Source organism: Rhodanobacter sp. Root179 (assembly GCF_001428465.1).
Lineage (GTDB): Bacteria > Pseudomonadota > Gammaproteobacteria > Xanthomonadales > Rhodanobacteraceae > Rhodanobacter.
On record NZ_LMHR01000070.1, the window covers coordinates 1 to 19,715 of the forward strand.

At 65.9% G+C, this 19,715-nt stretch carries 21 protein-coding genes; 11 read left to right on the forward strand and 10 right to left on the reverse strand.

The window, feature by feature from the left end; all coding sequences use genetic code 11:
* The 4 genes from ASD82_RS07265 to kynU all read left to right on the forward strand — a co-directional run.
* Positions 1 to 1,993: FUSC family protein (locus ASD82_RS07265; RefSeq protein ID WP_056717175.1), on the forward strand; the 1,993-nt coding region annotated here is incomplete at its 5' end.
* A 66-nt stretch (positions 1,994 to 2,059) separates the two neighbouring features.
* Positions 2,060 to 3,094: an amidohydrolase family protein gene (locus ASD82_RS07270; protein ID WP_056717176.1), complete on the forward strand. Its 1,035-nt coding sequence runs from the start codon at positions 2,060 to 2,062 to the stop codon at positions 3,092 to 3,094.
* Positions 3,091 to 3,609: a hypothetical protein gene (locus tag ASD82_RS07275; protein ID WP_056717177.1), complete on the forward strand. Its 519-nt coding sequence runs from the start codon at positions 3,091 to 3,093 to the stop codon at positions 3,607 to 3,609. Before ASD82_RS07270 ends, ASD82_RS07275 begins: the two co-directional genes overlap by 4 nt.
* A 124-nt stretch (positions 3,610 to 3,733) precedes the next feature.
* Positions 3,734 to 5,011, forward strand: a complete 1,278-nt coding sequence (gene kynU / locus ASD82_RS07280; RefSeq protein ID WP_056717178.1) for a kynureninase — start codon at positions 3,734 to 3,736, stop codon at positions 5,009 to 5,011.
* Between the two features lie 394 nt (positions 5,012 to 5,405).
* Here kynU and ASD82_RS17690 read toward each other — a convergent pair whose 3' ends face one another.
* From ASD82_RS17690 to ASD82_RS07315, 8 genes are all read right to left on the reverse strand, one after another.
* The gene (locus tag ASD82_RS17690) at positions 5,406 to 5,633 is read right to left on the reverse strand and encodes a hypothetical protein (RefSeq protein WP_157598938.1); all 228 of its coding nucleotides are present in this window, start codon (positions 5,631 to 5,633) and stop codon (positions 5,406 to 5,408) included.
* 28 nt (positions 5,634 to 5,661) lie between these two features.
* Positions 5,662 to 6,033 (reverse strand): DNA-binding protein, encoded by a 372-nt coding sequence (locus ASD82_RS07285; RefSeq protein ID WP_343123466.1) that lies wholly within the window; start codon positions 6,031 to 6,033, stop codon positions 5,662 to 5,664.
* On the reverse strand, positions 6,030 to 6,413 hold the full coding sequence (locus ASD82_RS07290; protein ID WP_056717180.1) for a hypothetical protein: 384 nt from the start codon (positions 6,411 to 6,413) through the stop codon (positions 6,030 to 6,032). Before ASD82_RS07290 ends, ASD82_RS07285 begins: the two co-directional genes overlap by 4 nt.
* A gap of 208 nt (positions 6,414 to 6,621) precedes the next feature.
* Positions 6,622 to 7,671 (reverse strand): DUF1993 domain-containing protein, encoded by a 1,050-nt coding sequence (locus tag ASD82_RS07295; protein WP_056717181.1) that lies wholly within the window; start codon positions 7,669 to 7,671, stop codon positions 6,622 to 6,624.
* A 94-nt stretch (positions 7,672 to 7,765) separates the two neighbouring features.
* Positions 7,766 to 8,395 (reverse strand): glutathione S-transferase, encoded by a 630-nt coding sequence (locus tag ASD82_RS07300; protein WP_056717182.1) that lies wholly within the window; start codon positions 8,393 to 8,395, stop codon positions 7,766 to 7,768.
* A 3-nt stretch (positions 8,396 to 8,398) separates the two neighbouring features.
* Positions 8,399 to 8,887, reverse strand: a complete 489-nt coding sequence (locus ASD82_RS07305) for an OsmC family protein (protein ID WP_082585273.1) — start codon at positions 8,885 to 8,887, stop codon at positions 8,399 to 8,401.
* A gap of 67 nt (positions 8,888 to 8,954) precedes the next feature.
* Positions 8,955 to 9,896 (reverse strand): helix-turn-helix domain-containing protein, encoded by a 942-nt coding sequence (locus ASD82_RS07310; protein WP_056717184.1) that lies wholly within the window; start codon positions 9,894 to 9,896, stop codon positions 8,955 to 8,957.
* A gap of 434 nt (positions 9,897 to 10,330) precedes the next feature.
* Complete coding sequence (locus ASD82_RS07315) at positions 10,331 to 11,248, reverse strand: NADP-dependent oxidoreductase (protein WP_056717185.1); 918 nt, start codon at positions 11,246 to 11,248, stop codon at positions 10,331 to 10,333.
* A gap of 495 nt (positions 11,249 to 11,743) precedes the next feature.
* On the opposite strand from ASD82_RS07315, the gene ASD82_RS07320 reads away from it, so the two are divergent.
* The 7 genes from ASD82_RS07320 to egtD all read left to right on the forward strand — a co-directional run bounded on the left by ASD82_RS07320 (position 11,744) and on the right by egtD (position 17,244).
* Complete coding sequence (locus ASD82_RS07320; protein WP_056717186.1) at positions 11,744 to 12,307, forward strand: ferritin-like domain-containing protein; 564 nt, start codon at positions 11,744 to 11,746, stop codon at positions 12,305 to 12,307.
* A gap of 11 nt (positions 12,308 to 12,318) precedes the next feature.
* Positions 12,319 to 12,768, forward strand: coding sequence for a c-type cytochrome (locus tag ASD82_RS07325; protein ID WP_157599216.1), 450 nt, complete (start codon positions 12,319 to 12,321; stop codon positions 12,766 to 12,768).
* 59 nt (positions 12,769 to 12,827) lie between these two features.
* Positions 12,828 to 14,093, forward strand: coding sequence for a thiolase family protein (locus tag ASD82_RS07330; protein ID WP_056717187.1), 1,266 nt, complete (start codon positions 12,828 to 12,830; stop codon positions 14,091 to 14,093).
* A 112-nt stretch (positions 14,094 to 14,205) separates the two neighbouring features.
* Positions 14,206 to 14,652 (forward strand): peptide-methionine (R)-S-oxide reductase MsrB, encoded by a 447-nt coding sequence (gene msrB / locus ASD82_RS07335; RefSeq protein WP_056717188.1) that lies wholly within the window; start codon positions 14,206 to 14,208, stop codon positions 14,650 to 14,652.
* Complete coding sequence (msrA, locus tag ASD82_RS07340; protein WP_082542722.1) at positions 14,649 to 15,161, forward strand: peptide-methionine (S)-S-oxide reductase MsrA; 513 nt, start codon at positions 14,649 to 14,651, stop codon at positions 15,159 to 15,161. Before msrB ends, msrA begins: the two co-directional genes overlap by 4 nt.
* 63 nt (positions 15,162 to 15,224) lie before the next feature.
* The gene (locus ASD82_RS07345; RefSeq protein ID WP_082542721.1) at positions 15,225 to 16,190 is read left to right on the forward strand and encodes a magnesium and cobalt transport protein CorA; all 966 of its coding nucleotides are present in this window, start codon (positions 15,225 to 15,227) and stop codon (positions 16,188 to 16,190) included.
* A gap of 100 nt (positions 16,191 to 16,290) precedes the next feature.
* The gene (gene egtD / locus ASD82_RS07350) at positions 16,291 to 17,244 is read left to right on the forward strand and encodes an L-histidine N(alpha)-methyltransferase (protein WP_200950246.1); all 954 of its coding nucleotides are present in this window, start codon (positions 16,291 to 16,293) and stop codon (positions 17,242 to 17,244) included.
* Positions 17,245 to 17,257: 13 nt separating this feature from the next.
* Here egtD and ASD82_RS07355 read toward each other — a convergent pair whose 3' ends face one another.
* Positions 17,258 to 18,520 carry a glutamate-5-semialdehyde dehydrogenase gene (locus ASD82_RS07355; protein WP_056717190.1) on the reverse strand — a complete coding sequence of 421 codons (1,263 nt, stop codon included), beginning with the start codon at positions 18,518 to 18,520 and terminating at the stop codon, positions 17,258 to 17,260.
* Positions 18,517 to 19,704, reverse strand: a complete 1,188-nt coding sequence (gene proB / locus ASD82_RS07360; protein ID WP_056717191.1) for a glutamate 5-kinase — start codon at positions 19,702 to 19,704, stop codon at positions 18,517 to 18,519. Before proB ends, ASD82_RS07355 begins: the two co-directional genes overlap by 4 nt.
* Positions 19,705 to 19,715: the final 11 nt, after the last annotated feature.

Below are 19,715 nucleotides of genomic sequence, written 5' to 3' on the forward strand. Positions count from 1 at the left end.
GCGCAATACCGCGGCGGTGGTGCTGCCGCTGGCCGTGGGCATGGCCACCGGCTATCCGCAGATCGGCCTGGGCGTGGCCGCCGGTGCGCTGGACACGATGTTCTCCGACCAGCCGGGGCCGTATCGCCAGCGCATGCGCCAGCTGCTGCTGGCGTCGCTGGCGGCCGGGCTCGCCGCGCTGGTCGGCTTCCTGATCGGCGGCCAGCTGTTGCCCATCCTGATCGCCACGGCCGCCTGCGGCTTTTTTGGCGGGTTGCTGGTGGTGTTCGGCACCGATACCGCGCGGGTCGGCATGACCAGCATGATCCTGCTGGTGATCACCGCCTCCACGCCGACCTCGCTGGAGCACGCCTTTGGCGGCGCCGCCCTGATCTTCGCCGGTGGCCTGCTGCTGACCTCGTTTTCGCTGGCCGCATGGCCGCTGCAGCGCTACTGGCCGGAGCGTCTGGCACTGGCCAATGTCTACAGCGGACTTGCCGCGCTGGCCCGGCAACAGAACCACGACGATGCCGAGGTGCCGGCGCTGACCGAGGCGATGACCACGCTGCAGCAGACCCTGCTGGGTCGCCACCGCGCACATGGCCGGGCGATGGAAGCCTTCGGCGTGCTGCTGGAACTGGCCGAGCGGATCCGGCTGGAACTCACCGCGATGATCGAGTTGCATGCCAACCCGGCGATCCACGGCCTGTTCCGCGACGACACCGCGCGGGTGCTGGCGGCCATTGCCGGCGCGCTGGAACAGGGCGAGTCGCCCGAGCAGGCCGCTCGTGCACTGCAGACCTTGCGCGCGAGCGAGCACGCGCTGCTCGACGGCGGCGGCACGCTCGACGGACTGGCGGCGCACATCCATGCGCTGGCCGGCCAACTGGCCGCCGCCGTGCGCAATGCCGACTGGGCTGGCAGCCGCGGCGAGCTGCGTGCCAGCGCGGCGGAAACCCGCCTGCCGACGGCCTTGCGCAGCAGCTCCGCCCTGGCCACCTTGCGCGCCAGCCTCACCCCGCGCTCGGTGGCGTTCCGGCATGCCGTGCGCATGGCGGTCTGCCTCAGCGTCGCCTTGTGGGTCTCGCGCCTGCTGCAGCTGCCGCACGGCTACTGGCTGCCGATGACCGCGGCGATCGTGCTGCGGCCCGACTTCGCCGCGACTTTCAATTTCGGCCTGCTGCGCGTGCTCGGCACCGTGTTGGGCCTGGTACTGACCACGGTGCTGCTGCACATCACGCCCGACGAACCGTGGGCACACCTGGCCCTGATGGCGGTGCTGTGCATGGCCTTCCGCTATCTCGCCGGCGCCCACTACGGCATCGCGGTGGCGACGCTGACCGGCACCGTGGTGATCCTGCTGTCGTTCGAGGGAGTCAATCCCGGCCTGGCGGTGTCGGACCGGGTGATCAACACCGCTCTGGGTTGCGGCATGGCCTTGCTCGCCTACGTGGCGTGGCCGACCTGGGAGCGCGGTCGCGCCCGCGCTGCGCTGGCGGTGATGCTTGACGCCTACGCCAGCTACCTGCGCGCGTTGGCGCAACCCGCGCAGACTGCCGCCCATCGCGACACGCGCACCGCGGCGCGCACCGCCCGCACCAACGCGCAGGCCTCGATCGACCGCATGCGCACCGAACCGGCCACGCCGCCCGAACTGCTGGCGCTGGCACGCGCGCTGTTCGCCAACGGCAACCGGCTGGCACGCACCGCGATGACGCTGGAGGCCACCCTCGACGATCTCTCCACCCTGGACCAGACTGCTCTGGGCCGCTTCGTCGAACAGGCGGCCGGCAGCCTGCAAATCCTCGCCAGCGCGCTGCGCGAACAGCGTGCGGCCGATGCCCTGCCCGACCTGCGCGCCATGCAGCGCGCCCTGGTCGGTTCGGTACCGGAAAGCGACGACCGCGTCGCCGCCGACCTGCTGGCGCGGATCAGCGACCGCCTGGTGGACAACATCAACACCCTGGCCCACGTGATGAACCGCAGCCGCTCCGACAGCGTGCCGGCTCCGTAAACCATCCCGCCACACGCCTCCGCACTGCGGCGCGACGCCGCGGCGCAGAGGTTTTACACTGCGCGGATGCTCAAGATCGATACCCACGCGCACATCCTGCCTCGCGACTGGCCGAACCTGGCCGCCAAGTACGGCGACGACCGCTTTCCGGTGATGACCCATACCGACGGGCGACACCGCATCTACAAGGACAGCCGCTTCTTCCGCGAAGTCTGGGATTCGGCCTTCGACCCGCAGACCCGCATCGATGACTACGCCCGCTTCGGCGTCGACGTGCAGGTGATCTCCACCGTGCCGGTGCTGTTTTCGTACTGGGCACCGGGCCACCAGGCGCTGGAACTGCATCGCCACCTGAACAACCACATGGCCGGGCTGTGCCGCGACTACCCGCGCCATTACGCCGGCATCGGCACGGTGCCGCTGCAGGCCCCGGACCTGGCCATCCGCGAACTGGAGCGCTGCATCGACGAACTGGGCCTGCAGGGCGTGCAGATCGGCTCGCACTGCGGCGACTGGAACCTGGACGCGCCCGAGCTGTTTCCCTTCTTCGAGGCCGCCGCCGACCTCGGCGCGGCGATCCTGGTGCACCCGTGGGACATGATGGGCATGGCCAGCATGCCCAAATACTGGATGCCGTGGCTGGTCGGCATGCCGGCCGAGCAATCGCGCGCCGCCTGCTGCCTCGCCTTTGGCGGCGTGCTGGAGCGCCTGCCGAAACTGCGCGTGATGCTGGCCCATGGCGGCGGCAGTTTCCCGTCGACCATCGGCCGCATCGAACACGGCTTCAAGATGCGCCCGGATCTGGTGGCTACCGACAACCCGCGCAACCCCCGCGAATACCTCAAGCGCTTCTATTTCGACTCCTGCGTGCACGACGATCAGGCACTGCGTTATCTGCTGGATGTGACCGGTGCACGCCAGGTGATGCTGGGCACCGACTATCCTTTCCCGCTGGGGGAGCAGGAACCCGGCAGCGGCATCGAGGCGCTGGGCCTGGACGACACCGACCGCGCGCGGCTGTTCCACGGCACCGCGCTGGAATGGCTGGGCCTGCCTCTCCATCGCTTCGCTCCCGACTCCCTTTCGAAGGCACCCGCATGAACCTCCTGCGCAGCAGCATCCTCGCCATCGCGTTCGCCACCACCCTGCTCGCCACGGGCGTGCACGCCACCGACGTCAGCATGGCCGACGGCACCGTCACCTTCAGCACGCCCGACAGCTGGCTGGGCATCATGGAAACCCAGGGCGACCCCGAAGCCCACGTGTTCCAGGTGCCCGACCCCTCGCCCACCGGCAAGAACAGCCTCGCCCGCGTCACCGTCACGGTGAAACAGGTCGCCGACGTCAACAGCTTCAACCAGTACCGCAGCGAAGCCACCGCCAAGGCAATGGCGCTGCCCGGCTACAAGGTCGCCGACACGCCGCCCGGTCCCAACAGCAACATCTACACCGCGCAGGAAAACGGCACCGCCTTCAGCTACACCGAGCACTACTGGTTCAAGAACGGTCACGCCATCCAGCTGCGCTGCATGCGCCCCAGCGAAACCCAGGCTGGTGCCGCCTGGAAAGCCGATTTCGACAAGGGTTGCGCCGCCCTCGCCGAACAGCTGAAGTAGACCCGCCGCTTGACTCCCTCCCCTGCACGCAGGGGAGGGCCGGGGTGGGGTTCGCTTTTGATCTTCCCCACACGCCCGGCCTCCCCTGAAACCAGCCGGAGGCTCCGACTCCAAGAGAATCCCGATGTCCGTCACGTTCGAAGCCACCCACGACTGGGCCAACGCCCGCGACGCCGCCGATCCGCTGCGCGCGTTCCGCGACGAATTCCTGATCCCGCCGCACGAAGGCCACGAAAGCGTGTACTTCTGCGGCAACTCGCTCGGCCTGCAGCCGCGCGCGGTGCGCGAGGCGGTCAACGCGGAACTGGACTACTGGGGCGAACTCGGTGTCGAAGGCCACTTCAAGGGCCGCCTGCCGTGGATGGACTACCACGAGTTCGTGCGCGACGACCTCGCCGCCGTGGTCGGTGCCAGGCCCGCCGAAGTGGTGGCGATGAACACGCTGGGCGTGAACCTGCACCTGATGATGGTCAGCTTCTACCGCCCCACTGCCGAGCGCCCGGCGATCCTGATCGAGGGCGGCGCGTTTCCCACCGACCGTTACGCGGTGGAGTCGCAGATCCGCTTCCACGGCTTCGACCCGGCCACCGCGCTGATCGAGCTGCAGCCCGACGAAGCCAACGGCACCACCTCGCTCGCCGCGATCGAACGCGCGCTGGCCGAACACGGCTCGCGCATCGCCCTGGTGATGCTGCCCGGCGTGCAATACCGCACCGGTCAGGCGTTCGACATCGAGGTGATCACCGCACTGGGGCACAAGCATGGTTGCGTGGTCGGCTTCGACCTCGCCCACGCCGTCGGCAATCTGCCACTGCAATTGCACGATAGCGGCGCCGACTTCGCGATCTGGTGCAGCTACAAATATCTCAACAGCGGCCCCGGCGCCGTCGGCGGCGCCTTCGTGCACGAACGCCACGCCAAGGCCGTGCTGCCGCGCTTCGCCGGCTGGTGGGGCCACGACAAGACCACCCGTTTCCAGATGGGCCCCGAGTTCCAGCCCACCGCCGGCGCCGACGGCTGGCAGCTCTCCAACCCGCCGATTCTCGCGTTGGCCCCGCTGCGCGTATCGCTGCATATCTTCCGCCGCGCCGGCATGGCCATGCTGCGCGAGAAATCCCTGCAACTCACCGGCTATCTCGAATGGCTGGTGCAGACCCAGCTCGGTAACGTGCTGCAGGTGGTGACGCCCGCCGCTCCCGCCCGCCGCGGCGCCCAACTGTCGATCCGCGTGATCGGCGGCCGCGAACGCGGCCGCGCCCTATTCGAGTACCTGATGGCCAACGGCATCATCGGCGACTGGCGCGAACCCGACGTCATCCGCATATCGCCGGCTCCGCTGTACAACCGGTTTGCGGATTGTCTGGCGTTTGCGGAAGCGGTGCGGGCGTGGAGTCAAGGCTGACCGATCTGACACATTCATCGCCCATGCTCGCTTTCCACCCGAAGCGGACATGGGGCCGGGCGATCAGGGCTCGTTATCGATAGTGAGGCAAGGGCGACTCTCGAGCTGTGGCGGCAAAAATCCATGCTCAAGCTTCGGACCGGCCGAAAGCCGCCACGCACATGGCGCAGTACCATCGAATCCAGGGAGGGGCGGCGTCGATCTACGATCTGCGGTGGCGGTCTCGTCATGCCTGGGATGCAAATCTTCCGCGGACTGTGAGCGCTGCGGCTTTCTGCCTAACCGGACACCCGCGCAGGCTACTTTCAGCGGACAGCTATGTTGTTCGGATCAAACAGGCATCGTGGTGATGCGATGCGCTGCGTCGTGCGTTTGGGCGCTCTGGCACATCTCCCTAGTCGGGCTCCCAGGGATCGAGTTCACCGTTGGTATCAAACGCGCCGTCGTCGTATTCATCCAGCAGCGAAATCGATCGGTCTGCAAGCCACTTCTTGCGCTGATGCGGAGGCATGCCTTCGAGGCGATCCGAGAAATCTTCATCGAAAATCACCTCCGGCCCTTTGTGGAGCCGAATGATCGGATCGGCTATATCGGCTGTCACTGCCACGCGTTTCCTGGCCATGCTGCAGGTCTCGACGGATAGTTCGCCACTAGTTGCCGGAAGACACATCCTGCAACCTCGTTTCCAGCTGGGCGATCGTCCCGAGCAAACGTTCGCGTTCTTCCTCATGGGAAGTAGCCAGCATGGCGCGTGCGTGCGCAGTGGCCCGTATCCAAAGCATCGCGGCGATTTGCTGGACCTCCGGCGGTGGCGTCCAGGGATCGGCCGCTGGGGCGATGATGCGCCGCCCCAGGTCCTCCCACCAGACGTCCAGAAATCCGGCGATGACGTCATGCGAGCCCGTGCCGACCAACGCCCGTACACGGTCGGGGCTCGGGCGTTCGCCAGCGACGAGCAGCATGTCTGCCGCCTCGGCAACGGCAGCCGGAGTCACCCCGGAATGCTCATGTCGGACCTTCACCTTTGGCGCGCCTTTGTATTGAGCTCGTCCACGGTGAAGATCGCCTCGGGAACGGCTTCCAGATGCGCACGACCGATGGGTTCTCCATTGCCGTCAGACAGGCCATACGTATGCTGGCGCATTTTCTCCAGCGCCCGATCGATGGCCGCGATCCGCTCCAGATCGTGCGCCAGCAGCGCCTCGTTGTTGGCCTGCTGCTCGAGGCGGTTGCCATCGTCGACGGCATCCTGGGGCTCGTCACCGGCAGCCATCTGCAAGGTGTCTTCCTCGGCACCGGCGGCGTCTCCGCCGGCGATGAGCTGTGCCCGCAGCTTGAGCAACCGCTCGCGCTGGCGCGCAACGAAGGCTTCGTCGAGGTTCTCGTGAGTGGGCTGATTCATGGTCGGGTTCCGATTGGCATGTTGATGGGCGGCCCGAAGCTGCCTCTCCGTTGCAGGCGCCGGTGGCGGCGGGCCATGTATCGCAAGGTTCCATCCCTTTGCAGCCTGCGCCTGCTTGGGAGTTCCTCGCAAGCTTGTCGGCGAATGGCTGTTTTCAAACAACGTATCGATGGGAGACAGCGCTGGAATGCATCGAGGCGTACGCTCTTCAGACAGGCAGTACGTCGCCGCCCGAAACGGCGAGCCGATATTGCACGAGTCGTTCCGCTTCCGGATTGGCGGTGTAAACCTCCACACGGTCCCCTTCGACAATCCGCAAGGTCGTTGCGCCGGACGCGAAATGGAATTGGCCGGTCCACTTGCGCTCCACGAGCAGGGTCAGCAGCGCCACCGCGTCCTGGCGGTTTGATTTGTCCAGGATCAACCCGGGCGCTTCGTTCAATGGGCGAACTTCTTTCTGCGCTTCGCGGTACAGCGCCGTTGGATCACCTTCGTATTCGTCGTCCCAGATCCAGTCGCTCAACAGCAACAGTCCGCCCTCGAATTCGCCGAGATCCTCCAGCAGCGAACCGATCAGTCCGGACAGCCTTATGGGTAGCGGCCGCAGATCGAACTGGAAATGGCTGTTGCCGGGTTCGTAAGTCGCCGGCGTTTCCCGCAGGCCGCGTCCCGCGAGCCATTCGAGGCTTTCAGCCCGGGTCAGGAATCGGACCGGATGGCCATTCCCAGGGGAAGCCAGCGCTTGGGAGCCGGGCAACGCGCCGAGATAATCGCTCTTGCCCAGCCGGATGCCTTGGTGGCGCAAGATCGAGTGTGCGACGGCCAGATGGAAGTAGAAGTTGGGCAGCAGCAAGGCGCGCAAATAGTCTTCCCCGGCCATGGCGACGCCCGCGCGCCGATACGACTGGTCGATCATGCGCGCGTCACTGCCGTCGAAGGCCTCAGGCGTCAACGCCCGCAAGAACGCGATCGTCTTTTCGACCCGGTGGCGGTATTCCCCTATCGTCTGTTCGTTGTCGGCAAACCAGGGCGCTTCCTGGCCAGTCAACCGGGCCGGACCGTTCTTGGCATTGTCGCAGGCGATCTGGAACTGACGACCGAGCGGCAGCATGTCGTCCGCCAGGCGCGCCTGAAGCAGTGCTTCGCCGGTGAACTGCCCGGCGTCCACCGCCGCCTGCATCTTGTCCAGATACGATCGCAGAACCCCAAGCCCTCGCAACAGCGCGGGAATCGTGTAGTCGTACATGTTGGCGGGCATTGGAAGTCCTCCTGTTGGATGGCCGGAACGTTCGGGTCGCGGGCCAGGGCGTCATGGGTTGCTGTTCAAGAGAAACGGAGGCGCCGCGTGTCGATCATCCGCTTCCAAGGTCGTACGGCCCCCCGCGCCGGATGGCGGCCTGGTACGCCGGCCGGCGCTGAAACCGGCGGACCCATGCTTCGAGGTTCGGGAACCGGCTCCTGTCGGTGCGGATCGCCGCCAGTTCACCGATGAAACTCATCTGCACGTCTGCGGCGGAGAACGCATTTCCCACGAGATAGTCGCGTTCCTCCAGGCTCTGGTCGATGTAGCGCAAATGGGTATCCAGCTCAATGTCGACGTGCTGCTTGAGCGGGCGCCACATGTTGCCCAGGTACGAGACATAACCTTTCATGATCAGGGGTAGTACTGCCGACCCTTCGGCGTAGTGGAGCCACTGCACATACTGGTCGTAGAGCCAGCTGTCCGGCGGCGGCGCGAGCCTGCCTTCGCCGTGACGGCGGACGATGTAATCGACGATCGCGCCCGACTCGGCCACGGCGCGGCCGTCGTCGGTGATCACCGGGGACTTCCCCAGTGGATGGATCGCCTTCAATGCCTCCGGAGCCAGATGACTCCTGCCTTCGCGCTCGTAGAACCTGATCTCGTAAGGCACATCCAGTTCTTCCAGAAGCCAGAGGATGCGCTGGGATCTCGAATGGCTGAGATGGTGGACAACGAGCATGGGTCAGCCGATGGCGAGTTCGTCGCAAGCCTGTTCCACGGCGCGCATGTAAGTCTCGTCCCCGGCGCGTCGACCGGTGGCGATCGCCGTCTGACTGTGGGCCGTGACGATGTCCGCGCCTGCGCCCAACGTCCGGCTCACCGGGCAGCGATCCGCCGCAGCGAGCAACTGTTTCATCTCGTCCCCGGTTACCGCTGCGTCGATGAAAATCGAGCGTTCGAACACGTCGCGTCGTGATTCGGGATCGCGCTGGTGCGTGATCACGACCTGCACGTGGGACACGGCGATCGACTTGCGCCGGGCATAGAGCTTCACGGTCATGACCGTGCATGCGCCGAGAGCGGCACTCAGAAGGTCGAACGGTCCCGGGCCGGAAGCCAGGCCGCCGGAAGAAATCGGTTCGTCGGAAAGAAACGACGTTCCCTGGGCGCGCACTTCCACCTGGAACAAACCGAGCCCCGTATCTTCGATGATTACTGGATGTCTGCTCATGCACACCTCGATATGTGGCGAAGGCTGACCCACTGGAGCTGGAGCCAGCGAAAATAGCCGGGGCGAGTCACGGCGGACAACCGCCAGCGAGCGGGGTCGGAGGGTCGCTGGAGGTCGGGTCCGCTTCTTGCCGGGTTCGCTTGCGATATGCCGTGGGATCCTCGCCGTAGCGCTGGCGGAATCGTGAACTGAAATGGCTGCGGCTGGCGAAACCCACGGCCGTCGCGATCGATGCGATGGAGCTCCCCGTCGCCGCAATCAGATCACGGGCCTTGGCAAGGCGCGCCCGGGTCACGAACTCGATCGGTGTTGCGCCGGTAGTTTCCACGAATGCCTTCGCGAAAGCGGACCGACTCATGCAGGCGATTCTAGCCAACGAGGCCACGCTGTGCGTCGCCGACGGTTGCGAGAAGATCGCGATGACGGACCGGCCCACGCCGGGCTTCAGGAGGATCGACGGCGCGTTGCCCGGGTGGTGCAATCGGTCGAGATCGTGACGCAGCAACTCGACCAGGCACGCCTTCATCAAGGTGTTCGCCAGAGCCTGCGAGCCGGCCGTGCGGAATCTGCTCTCGTCGAGCATGGTCTGGAATGCGCTTCTCACAAAGGCATCATTTTCGGGCTTGGCGCTTATCGGCTGGACGAGGCCGTCGAACGCATCGAAATCGCTGGCAAAGCCGATCTTGATCCGGCCGCACAGCACGCGGATGTCATGTTCTTCTCCAGCGAAGGCATCGACATACATGAGGTTGTGTATCCCCATGCGGATGACGTCCTGGGCGCTGTACGTCCGTTTGACGGGTTCCTGGCCCATCAGTGTGCGCCCCAGGTTCTTGGGCAGCAGGACGATACTGCCCGCCGGGGAGACCAGTGACTCGTTGCCGTCGACGGACAGATGCATGGTGCCATTGAGCACGTACATGATCTTCAGGTCGGAAATGGCCGGGATGATGAGCGCTGCATCCCGGGCGATCCGGCATATGGCGAAGGCCTCGACGCTGACATCCATGGAATCGAGGATCCGTTCCGCCAGCCCTGCTGGTGGGCGGGCCGAAGCCGGTACAGCGGGATCCCGTCTGAACAATTGGTCGAAATCGGAGCTTCTCATGAGAGCGCCATCATGCTGTGGGTTTCATCGAGTTACCCGGGCTGCCGCCAACCAAGGCGCGAGGCGACACCTGTGCCATGCCAGGAAAGAGGATGCTCCCAAGTGCACCGCCAGGCCATGTTTGATGTTGCGCATGGCTCACTCCTGGATGATGGGCTTGATGCCGAATATCCACCCCTCCAACCCGATCTCCTTGAGCGTAGGCGCGCAGCGCCGAAGTCGAAGGGCACGCGCGGCGGACGCGCTCCGACTTCGCTTGCTCAAGCAAGCTACGCTCAGCGTGATCGGTGTTTCATGATCGACGCCGGCGTCTCCTCTACATGGAGCCTGAGTCCTCACGGACGAACGCGGATGATTGTTTTCCCGCTGACCCGCCCGGTCGGATTGAAAGCGGTGACGGCATCGTCGAGGGTCGCGATGTTGCCGATGTTCGTCCGCAATCTCCCGTCCCGCACACGCTGGACGATCTCAGTCAATTGAGCACGATCGGCCTCGACAACGAAGTCAACCGCCAGGCCGTCGGCGGGCCGCGCCTCGGCCGGTCCGACGATGGTCACCAGCGTTCCTCCGGCCCGAACGAGACCTGCCGAGCGTTTCTGGATGTCGCCGCCGATGACATCAAACACCAGATCGACTCCACCGATGTCTTCCAGGGTGTCATTCTCGAGGTCGACGAATTCGTTCGCGCCGAAGTCGAGTGCCTTCTGACGGTCGGCAGCGCGTCCGGTGCCGATGACGTAGGCGCCCGCCTCTCGTGCAAGCTGCGTCACCATCGACCCGACCGCGCCGGCCGCGCCGTGCGCGATGACGCTCTGCCCAGCCCGAAGGCGGCCGTGCTCGAACAGTCCCTGCCACGCGGTCAGGCCCGAGATCGGCAGGCTCGCGCCCACCGTGAAGTCGACGTCGCCCGGTAACGGCGCAAGGTTGCGTGCCTCCATGGCCACGTATTCCGCCAGGGTGCCGTCGCGGTGCCAGTCGGCGAGGCCGAACACCCGCTGTCCCACCGACAGACCCGCCGTGCCATAGCCGAGGGCAGTGACCACACCGGCCAATTCATGCCCGGGGATCGTCGGCGTCCGGTCGCGGTCTCGGCGATCGGCCCAGGTCGAGGGCCACGTCAATTCGGTCCCGACGAAACCCGATGCATGGATCTCGACGACGACGTCGTTTATCGCCGCCTGCGGCTCGGGCCGATCCACCAGTTTCATCCCGGCCGTTCCCGCAGCTTGATCTGTCACCACGATCGCTTTCATTTGAATGCCTCTTCGGTCATTTGTCTCTATTGATGGAAACGTTGAGGGGGGACGCCGGATACCCGCATGAGGTTGAGCGAACAGCCTTCCGCCACGTTCGGAAGGAGGGTGCACCCAGGCGCGTTACCGCACCATCAACGCCTACGTCCTCTTCGGCAGTGACCTTGTCGCAGTATCCACGATGCAAAAACGAAGGGGATGCGCTCGAAGCGAGGTGCTGCACATGCATGGCGCACGTCTGAAGCTCATCGAGCAGACAGGTGGATAGTCTCTCGTGGCGTCGGCCGCCGGACAAGCCGATTCGAGCACGTGCGCGTGCGGCTTCGTCCAGTTGTCGTGCGTCGTCGTCCAAAGTTGCGCGCGAGGCACTGAAGGTCGCTGGTAACGGGCCACCATGCCGACCACACTGTCGATGTTCTTCACCGGCACGCAAGCGCTTGACGAGAGCCGCGCGTGGCAGGTTCCAATCTCTAAAGACCCCATGAGGAGAAAGCCATGAACGAGCCAAAGGGCGATCGGCGGAAGTTCCTCGCGCAAGCGGGCGTTGCGACGCTCAGCGTCGGCGCCGCAAGCCTGTTCGCCAGCAGGGTCATGTCGACCACGATAGTCCGTTCGAACGACGTCGGCGTCATCCAGACCGCGCTTGCCCTCGAACATGAAGGCATCGCCGCCTACCGCCTCGCAGGGAAGAGCGGATTGCTTTCGCCTGCAACGCTCAAGCTTGCGCTCGTCTTCATGGGTCACCACAAGGCGCATCGCGATTCGCTGGCGAAACTCGTCGCAACGGCCGGCGGCAAGCCCGCCGAGCCCAGGACGGATGCCCAGTACATCGCCGAACTCAAGCTTGGCTCGCTCAAGTCCGAGGCCGATGTCGTTGCGCTGGCCACCATGCTCGAGCGTGGTGCCGCCAGTGCGTATATCGGCCAGATCACGGCGCTCAAGGATCCCAAACTCGCGAAATTGTTCGCGTCGATTTCCGCCGACGAAGCCATCCATTGGACCACGCTCAACAACGCAGCGGGAACGCCGATTCCGGCGACGGCTTACGTATTCGGTTGAGCAGTCGGGACATGAGGGTATCGCTGTTTCGCACATCGATCCGGTCGGGCAGCCTGTTGTTTGCCGGCTTGCTGAGCATGGCCGCATGGGCTGGAAAAGCGCCGGACGATGTTGCCGCCGGGCAGACGCTGTACCTGAACACGTGTGGTGGATGCCACTCGGTGGATACGGATCGCATCGGCCCGCGCCACCGCAACGTCGTCGGAAGGACGGTGGCCAGCGTCCAGGGATACGACTACTCGCCTGCCTTGAAGAAACTCGGCGGCATCTGGACTCCCGCCAGGCTCGACCAGTGGCTGAGCGGTACGCAGAAGATGGCGCCCGGCAGCAAGATGTATCTGGAACTGGACGATCCAGGCGTGCGCCACTCGATCATCGTCTACCTGCAATCCGTTTCGCTCCCCGCGCCGAGGGATTCGCGCACGGCCAACCCGTCGAGGCACTGGAGAGAACGGCAATGAATCACCATGTCGAACGAACAGTCTGAGATTCACGAAGTTCGACCCATCAGGAATTCCCCATGCAGCATTTCCCGCTACCCGTTTTCGTCGCCGCCGGACTCCGTACGCCATTCGGGCGTGGCGGCGGTGCGCTTGCCAATTACGATGCGATCAGCCTGTCGGTTCCGGTCGTGAAGGCAATGGCGGCGCGCGCCGAGCCGGACCTGGTCGTGTGGGGCTCGGTGATCCCGAACCTCGGCTGGAGCAACATCGCGCGGGAAATCTGGCTCGACGCGGGGCTCAATCCCAACGTCCCTGCTTTCTCCGTCGTGCTGGCCTGCTCGACCAGCATGACCGCCGCGTTCGCGGCGGCCGGAATGCTCGGCGGGGACATCGACCTTGCCATGGTCGGTGGCGGTGAAGTCATGAGCCGCCCGCCGATCGCACTGACGGCTGAGGCGTCGAAGCGGCTGACCGACCTGTTCGGCAGCGATCCTTCCGCGGCGCTGGCCGCCCTGCAGGCGCTGAAACCACAGGACTACGTGTTGCCGACCAAGGGCTGGGCCAACCGCATTACCGGGCGCACCATGGGCGACCACATGGAGGAGACCGCCAAGGCGTGGCAGATCAGTCGCCAGGCGCAGGATGACTGGGCGCTGCAAAGCCATCAGCGTGCGGTGGCGGGCTGGAACAGCGGCTTCTTCGACGACCTGGTCATCAAGCTCCCGGAACTCGAACGCGATTCGAATCCGCGCGCCGATACCTCGGCCGAAAAGCTGGCGGCGCTCAAACCCGCGTTCGACCGGACGAGCGGCCAGGGCAGCCTGACTGCCGGCAATTCCTCGCCGATCACCGACGGCGCCGCCGGCTGCTGGATCGCGAACGAGGCCGGGCTTGCCCGACTGCCGGAGGGCACCCCGCATTTGCGCCTGGTCGACTACGAAGTGGCAGCAGTCGACCACCATACGGAAGGCCTGCTGATGGCGCCGTCCTACGCGATCCCGCGGCTGCTTGCGCGCCATGGCCTCGGCTATGCGGACATCGACCTGTGGGAAATCCACGAGGCGTTCGCGGCCCAGGTGCTGGCAAACGTCGCGGCGATCGAGCGGCCCGACTGGTTGCGCACCAAGACCGGCGTGCAGGCCGAGCTCGGGACCTTTCCGTGGGAGCGCGTGAATCCCAATGGCGGGTCGGTCGCGATCGGTCATCCGTTCGGGGCGACCGGTGCACGCGACCTGAGCCAGGCGGTGAAGGAGTTGTGGTCGCATCCCGTGGGTTCGCGCGCCATCGTCAGCATCTGTGCCGACGGCGGCCAGGGAACGGTGACCTTGCTTGAACGGGTCTGATACGCAGACCGCAATCGTCCCGGTCGGCGACCTGACAACGTAACGAACAGCGCTGACGAACGAATTATCCGGTGAACTCGATGATGATCCCGCCAGGATCGAAGGAGGACTGATGGACTATCACAAGAACCCCGATGCGATCGCCAAGCTGTCGCCCGAGCAATTCCGTGTCACCCAGGAGAGCGCGACGGAGCGCCCGGGAACCGGCGCTTATCTCCACAACAAGGAAGCAGGCATCTACGTGGACGTCGTATCCGGCGAGCCGTTGTTCGCGTCGTCCGACAAGTTCGAGTCCGGCTGCGGCTGGCCGAGCTTCACCAAGCCGATCGAACCCGCACACGTCAACGAATTGCGCGATACCACCTACGGCATGATCCGGACCGAAGTGCGTTCGGCGCACGGCGACAGCCATCTCGGACACGTCTTCCCCGACGGTCCTCGCGACAAGGGCGGCTTGCGCTACTGCATCAATTCGGCCTCGCTCCGTTTCGTGCCCCGCGCCGAGATGGAAGCACAAGGCTACGGCGCCTATCTCGATCAAGTGGAGGACATCCAGTGACTACCGAACGCGCTGTGCTCGCCGGCGGCTGCTTCTGGGGCATGCAGGACCTGATCCGCAAGCTCCCCGGGGTCGTGTCGACCCGGGTCGGCTACACCGGTGGCGACGTGCCGCACGCCACCTATCGCCACCACGGCACCCATGCCGAGGCCATCGAGATCAACTTCGATCCCGCGCAGACCACCTACCGCCGCCTGCTCGAGTTCTTTTTCCAGATCCACGATCCGACCACGGTCGATCGCCAGGGAAACGACCGCGGCACCAGCTATCGCTCGGCCATTTTTTTCACGAACGACGAACAAAAGGCCGCGGCCCTGGACACCATCGCCGACGTCGAGGCTTCGGGGCTGTGGCCTGGAAAGGTGGTGACCGAGGTCGCGCCAGCCGGTGATTTCTGGGAAGCGGAAGCCGAGCATCAGGATTACCTCGAACGGATCCCGAACGGCTATACCTGCCATTTCGTGCGTCCGGGCTGGGTGCTGCCTCGCCGTGCGGAGGCGAAGGCCTAGCCGTCGGGATTTTCCGATCGCGCGTCATCGAAGGAGGCGCATGGGCCTGAGGGAAGACCGAGCATGAGCATCGTCGCAGCCATTCATGGCGGGCAAGGCGCGCCAACCTGGATCCCATGGGATGGCACGACGCTTTGCCTGGCCGGGAGCGCTTTTGCCTGGATCGACGTGGTCGATGCGTGCGGCGAGGAAATCGCATCGCTCCAGCGCGTGTTCGGCCTGCACGAGCTCGCCGTCGAGGACTCGATGAGCGATGCGCAGGTCGCCAAGCTCGACCTCTATGCGGATCATGCCTTCATCATCGCGAAGGCGGCGGAGCTGGGCCCCAGCGAAATCCAGTATGCCGACGTGGGCATTTTTCTGGCCGAACGGCGGGTCATCACGGTCTGCCGGATGGAAACCACGTTCGGCCACCGGCTGCGGGAAAGCATCCACCGGATCGCGCGACGCAACGTGAAAGGGCCGGAGTTCGTGGTGCACGAGGTGCTCGATCTCGTCGTGGACGACTACTTTCCTGTCGTGCAGATGATCGCCGACGAAATCCTGCTCATCGAGAAGCGGCTCCTGTGCGACTCGCTCGGCAGTACCGAGATCGCGCGCATCTTCCAGCTCCGGCGCGAAGCGATCCACTTCCAGCATGCCATCAGCCGGATGATGGAGGTATGCAACAAGCTGGCGACGCTCGACGTGCCTTGTGTTTCCGACGCGTCCCGGCCGTATTTCCGGGACGTCCTGGACAACCTCGTGCGCATCGAGGCCATGACCACGGGGCTCATCGATGTCATCCGCACGGCGCTGGAAGCCAGCAGCCTGCTCGAGCAACAACGGCAGTCGGCGATCACCCGGCAGCTCGCCGCCTGGGCGGGCATTCTCGGCGTTCCCACCGCGATCGCGGGCGTCTACGGGATGAATTTCGCCAACCTGCCCGGGACGCACACCGGCTGGGGCTATCTCGTCGTCCTGGGCGTCATGGGCTCGATTTGTGTGTGGCTCTACTGGCGTTTCCGCAGGCTCGGATGGCTTCCGTAGTCCGCTGCCTTGCGTTTCATCACCCGCTGACTAACGAAGGTCGACCAGCGTTGGCCCCGAGACTGACATGAATCTTGTTTGCGCAACACGCGATCCGGCATTGAACACGGCCACCAAGGCCGACCCGGCCTTTCTCGCCGAAGTGCTCGCCGGCCTGTCCGCCCGGCAGAAAGTCGTGCCCGCACGATGGTTGTACGACCATCGGGGCTCCGAGCTTTTCGAAGCCATCACGGCGTTGCCGGAGTACTACCCGACGCGGACGGAACATTCCATCCTGGAACGGCACGCCAAGGACATTGCCGAAAGGGTGGGCCGTGGCCGGGTGGTGATCGAATTCGGTTCGGGTTCTTCGACGAAGACGCCCTTGCTGCTCTCGGCCATCGAGCCGGAAGCGTACGTACCGATCGACGTCTCCGGGGAATTTCTCCACGAATCCCTGCAGGTACTCTCGCGTTCGTTCCCGGGCCTGCCGATACATCCCGTCGTCGGCGACTTCACCAAGCCGATGCAGCTTCCCCGGCTGGGACACTCGCCGCGGCTGGGATTCTTCCCCGGCTCGACCATCGGCAACTTCGTGGCTCCCGAGGCGGTGGACCTGCTGCGGACGATGGCCACCACGCTCGGAGATGCCGCGCAGCTGCTGATCGGCGTGGACCGGATAAAGGGCCCGCAGGTCCTCGTTCCCGCGTATGACGATGCCGCCGGCGTGACGGCGCAGTTCAACCTGAATCTGCTCGACCGGATCAACCGCGAGCTGAGCGGAACGATTCCGGTCGGCGCGTTTCGCCATCGCGCGATCTGGAATGACGACGAGGCGCGCATCGAGATGCACCTGCTGGCAACGCGCGACCTGAGCTTCGAAGTCGCGGACCACGTGTTCCGCATGCGTGCAGGGGAAACGATCCATACCGAGAACAGCATCAAGTACGGCACGCGCGACGTCCGCGTCCTGTTGCGCGCCGGCGGCTGGACACCGGTCGCGGAATGGACCGACGCGCAGCAACTCTTCAGTGTCGTGCTGGCGGAAGCCAACCCCCGGCGTGTCGGGCCCTGAAGGGCGAATAGCTCTATACCCGGCTCTGCGGATGGCGCACCTGCCCTTCCCCGCGCACCACGAAGCGCTCCACCGTGAGCGCCTCGGCGCCCATCGGACCGTAGGCGTGCAGGCGGGTGGTGGAAATGCCGATCTCGGCGCCGAGGCCCAGCTCGCCACCGTCGCTGAAGCGCGAGGAGGCGTTGACCATCACCACGGCGGAACGGATGGCCTGCACGAAACGTAGCGCGGCCTCTTCGTCGGCGGTGGCGATGACTTCGGTGTGGTCCGAGCCGTAGCGGCGGATGTGGGCAATCGCTTCGTCGAGATCGTCGACCACGCGCACGGCCAGGATCAGGTCCAGGAATTCGGCGGCGTAGTCGTCGTCAGTCGCGGGCTGGATGTTGGGTAGCAGGGCGCGACTGGCGTCGTCGCCGCGCAGTTCCACGCCCCGTTGGCGCAAGGCCTGCGCCGCGCGCGGCAGGAAGCTGGCGGCGACATCACGATGAACCAGCAAGGTTTCCAGCGCATTGCACACGCCGGGACGTGAGGTCTTGCCGTCGATCAGCAGGTCCAGCGCGAGATCGGGATCGGCGGCACGATCCACGTACAGATGGCAGACGCCCTTGTAGTGCTTGATCACCGGCACGCGCGCGTGCTCGGCCACGAAGCGGATCAGGCCTTCGCCGCCACGCGGGATCGCGAGGTCGACGATGTCGGTGAGCTGCAGCAGTTCGACCATCGTCTCGCGACGCAGGTCCTCGACCAGGGTCAGGGCGGCAGCAGGCACGCCATGCGCTTCCAGGGCGGACTTCAACGCGGCGGCGATCGCGGTGTTGGAATGGATCGCCTCGGAACCACCGCGCAGGATCACCGCATTGCCCGCCATCAGGCACAGCGCGGCGGCGTCGGCGGTGACGTTGGGGCGCGCCTCGTAGATCATCGCGATCACGCCGAGCGGGATGCGCACGCGCTCGATCGACAGGCCGTTCGGCCGCATCTCGCGGCGGGTCGTCACGCCGACCGGATCGGGCAGCTCGGCCACCTCGCGCAGCGCGCTGGCGATGCCGGCCACCCGCGTCTCGTCCAGCCGCAGGCGATCGAGCATCGCGCCCTGCACGCCCTTGTCGGCGGCAGCCTGCATGTCGCGCGCATTGGCCCGGAGCACGTCGGCGGAGCGCGCTTCCAGTGCGTCGGCCATGTCGCGCAGCAGGGCCCGCTTCGCATCGCTGCCCAGCGCGGCGACGACCTGGGCGGCATCGCGACACGCCAGCGCCTGCTCCCTGATCGTGCTCATGCGCTGATCTCCTGGCCCGGGGCAACCGGGCTGTCCATGGTGATGAGGTCGTCGCGATGCACCACTTCGTCGCCGTAGCTATAGCCCAGCACGCCGTCGATCTCGCGGCTGTGCCGGCCGGCCAGTCGGCGCACTTCGGCGGCGCCGTACTGGCTGATGCCGCGTGCGATGGCGCGGCCGTCGGCAGCGACGATCTCGACCAAGTCGCCGCGATGGAACTCGCCCTGCGCATCCAGCACGCCCCCGGGCAACAGCGAGACGCGACCACCGGCCAGTGCGTGCGCCGCGCCGGCGTCGACGCGAACCCGTCCGCTGGCCGCCGGCGCATGGCGCAACCAGTATTTGCGTGCCTGCATCCGGCTCGACGACGCGGCGATCAGGGTGCCGCGCAACTCACCGTCGCGCAGCGCCTGCACGGTCGCCGCCTCGCGGCCGCTGAACAGCACGGTGGGAATGCCCGCGGCCGCGGCCTTGGTCGCGGCTTCCAGTTTCGTGCGCATGCCGCCGGTGCCAGCCACGCTGCCGCTGTCGCCGGCCATCGCCAGGATCTGCGGCGTCAGCGCGGCCACGTGCGCGATCGGCGTGGCGGCCGGGTCGCGGCGCGGGTCGGCGCTGTACAGCGCGTCGACGTCGGAGGCGATCAGCAACAGGTCGGCATCGACCAGCGCCGCCACGATCGCGGCGAGGTTGTCGTTGTCGCCAAGCTTCAGCTCGTCCACCGACACGGTGTCGTTCTCGTTGATCACCGGAAGCACGCCGAGCTGCAGCAGCTCGCGCAGCGTGGCGCGTGCGTTGAGGTAGCGGCGGCGGTTGCGCAGGTCGTCGTGGGTCAGCAGCACCTGCGCCACCGGCCGCGCGGACAGCGACTGCCACAGCGCGATCATCGGCGCCTGGCCTAGCGCCGCCAGCGCCTGCCGCGCGGCAAGGCCATCGCCGTCACTCGCATGCTGGCGCAGCAGCGCGCGACCCGCTGCCACCGCGCCGGAAGACACCAGCACCACTTCACGACCGACTGCATGACTGGCCGCGATGAAACCCGCCAGCGCTTCGGCGTAGCGCGGCGTGAGGCCGCCACCATCGGCGGCGAGCAGGTTGCTGCCCACCTTCAGCACGGCGCGGCGCCAAGGCGGCAACACCTGTACGGGCAAATGGGTTCGCGTGATCTTCGTGTCGGTCGCCGCCATGCCCTCGCCTC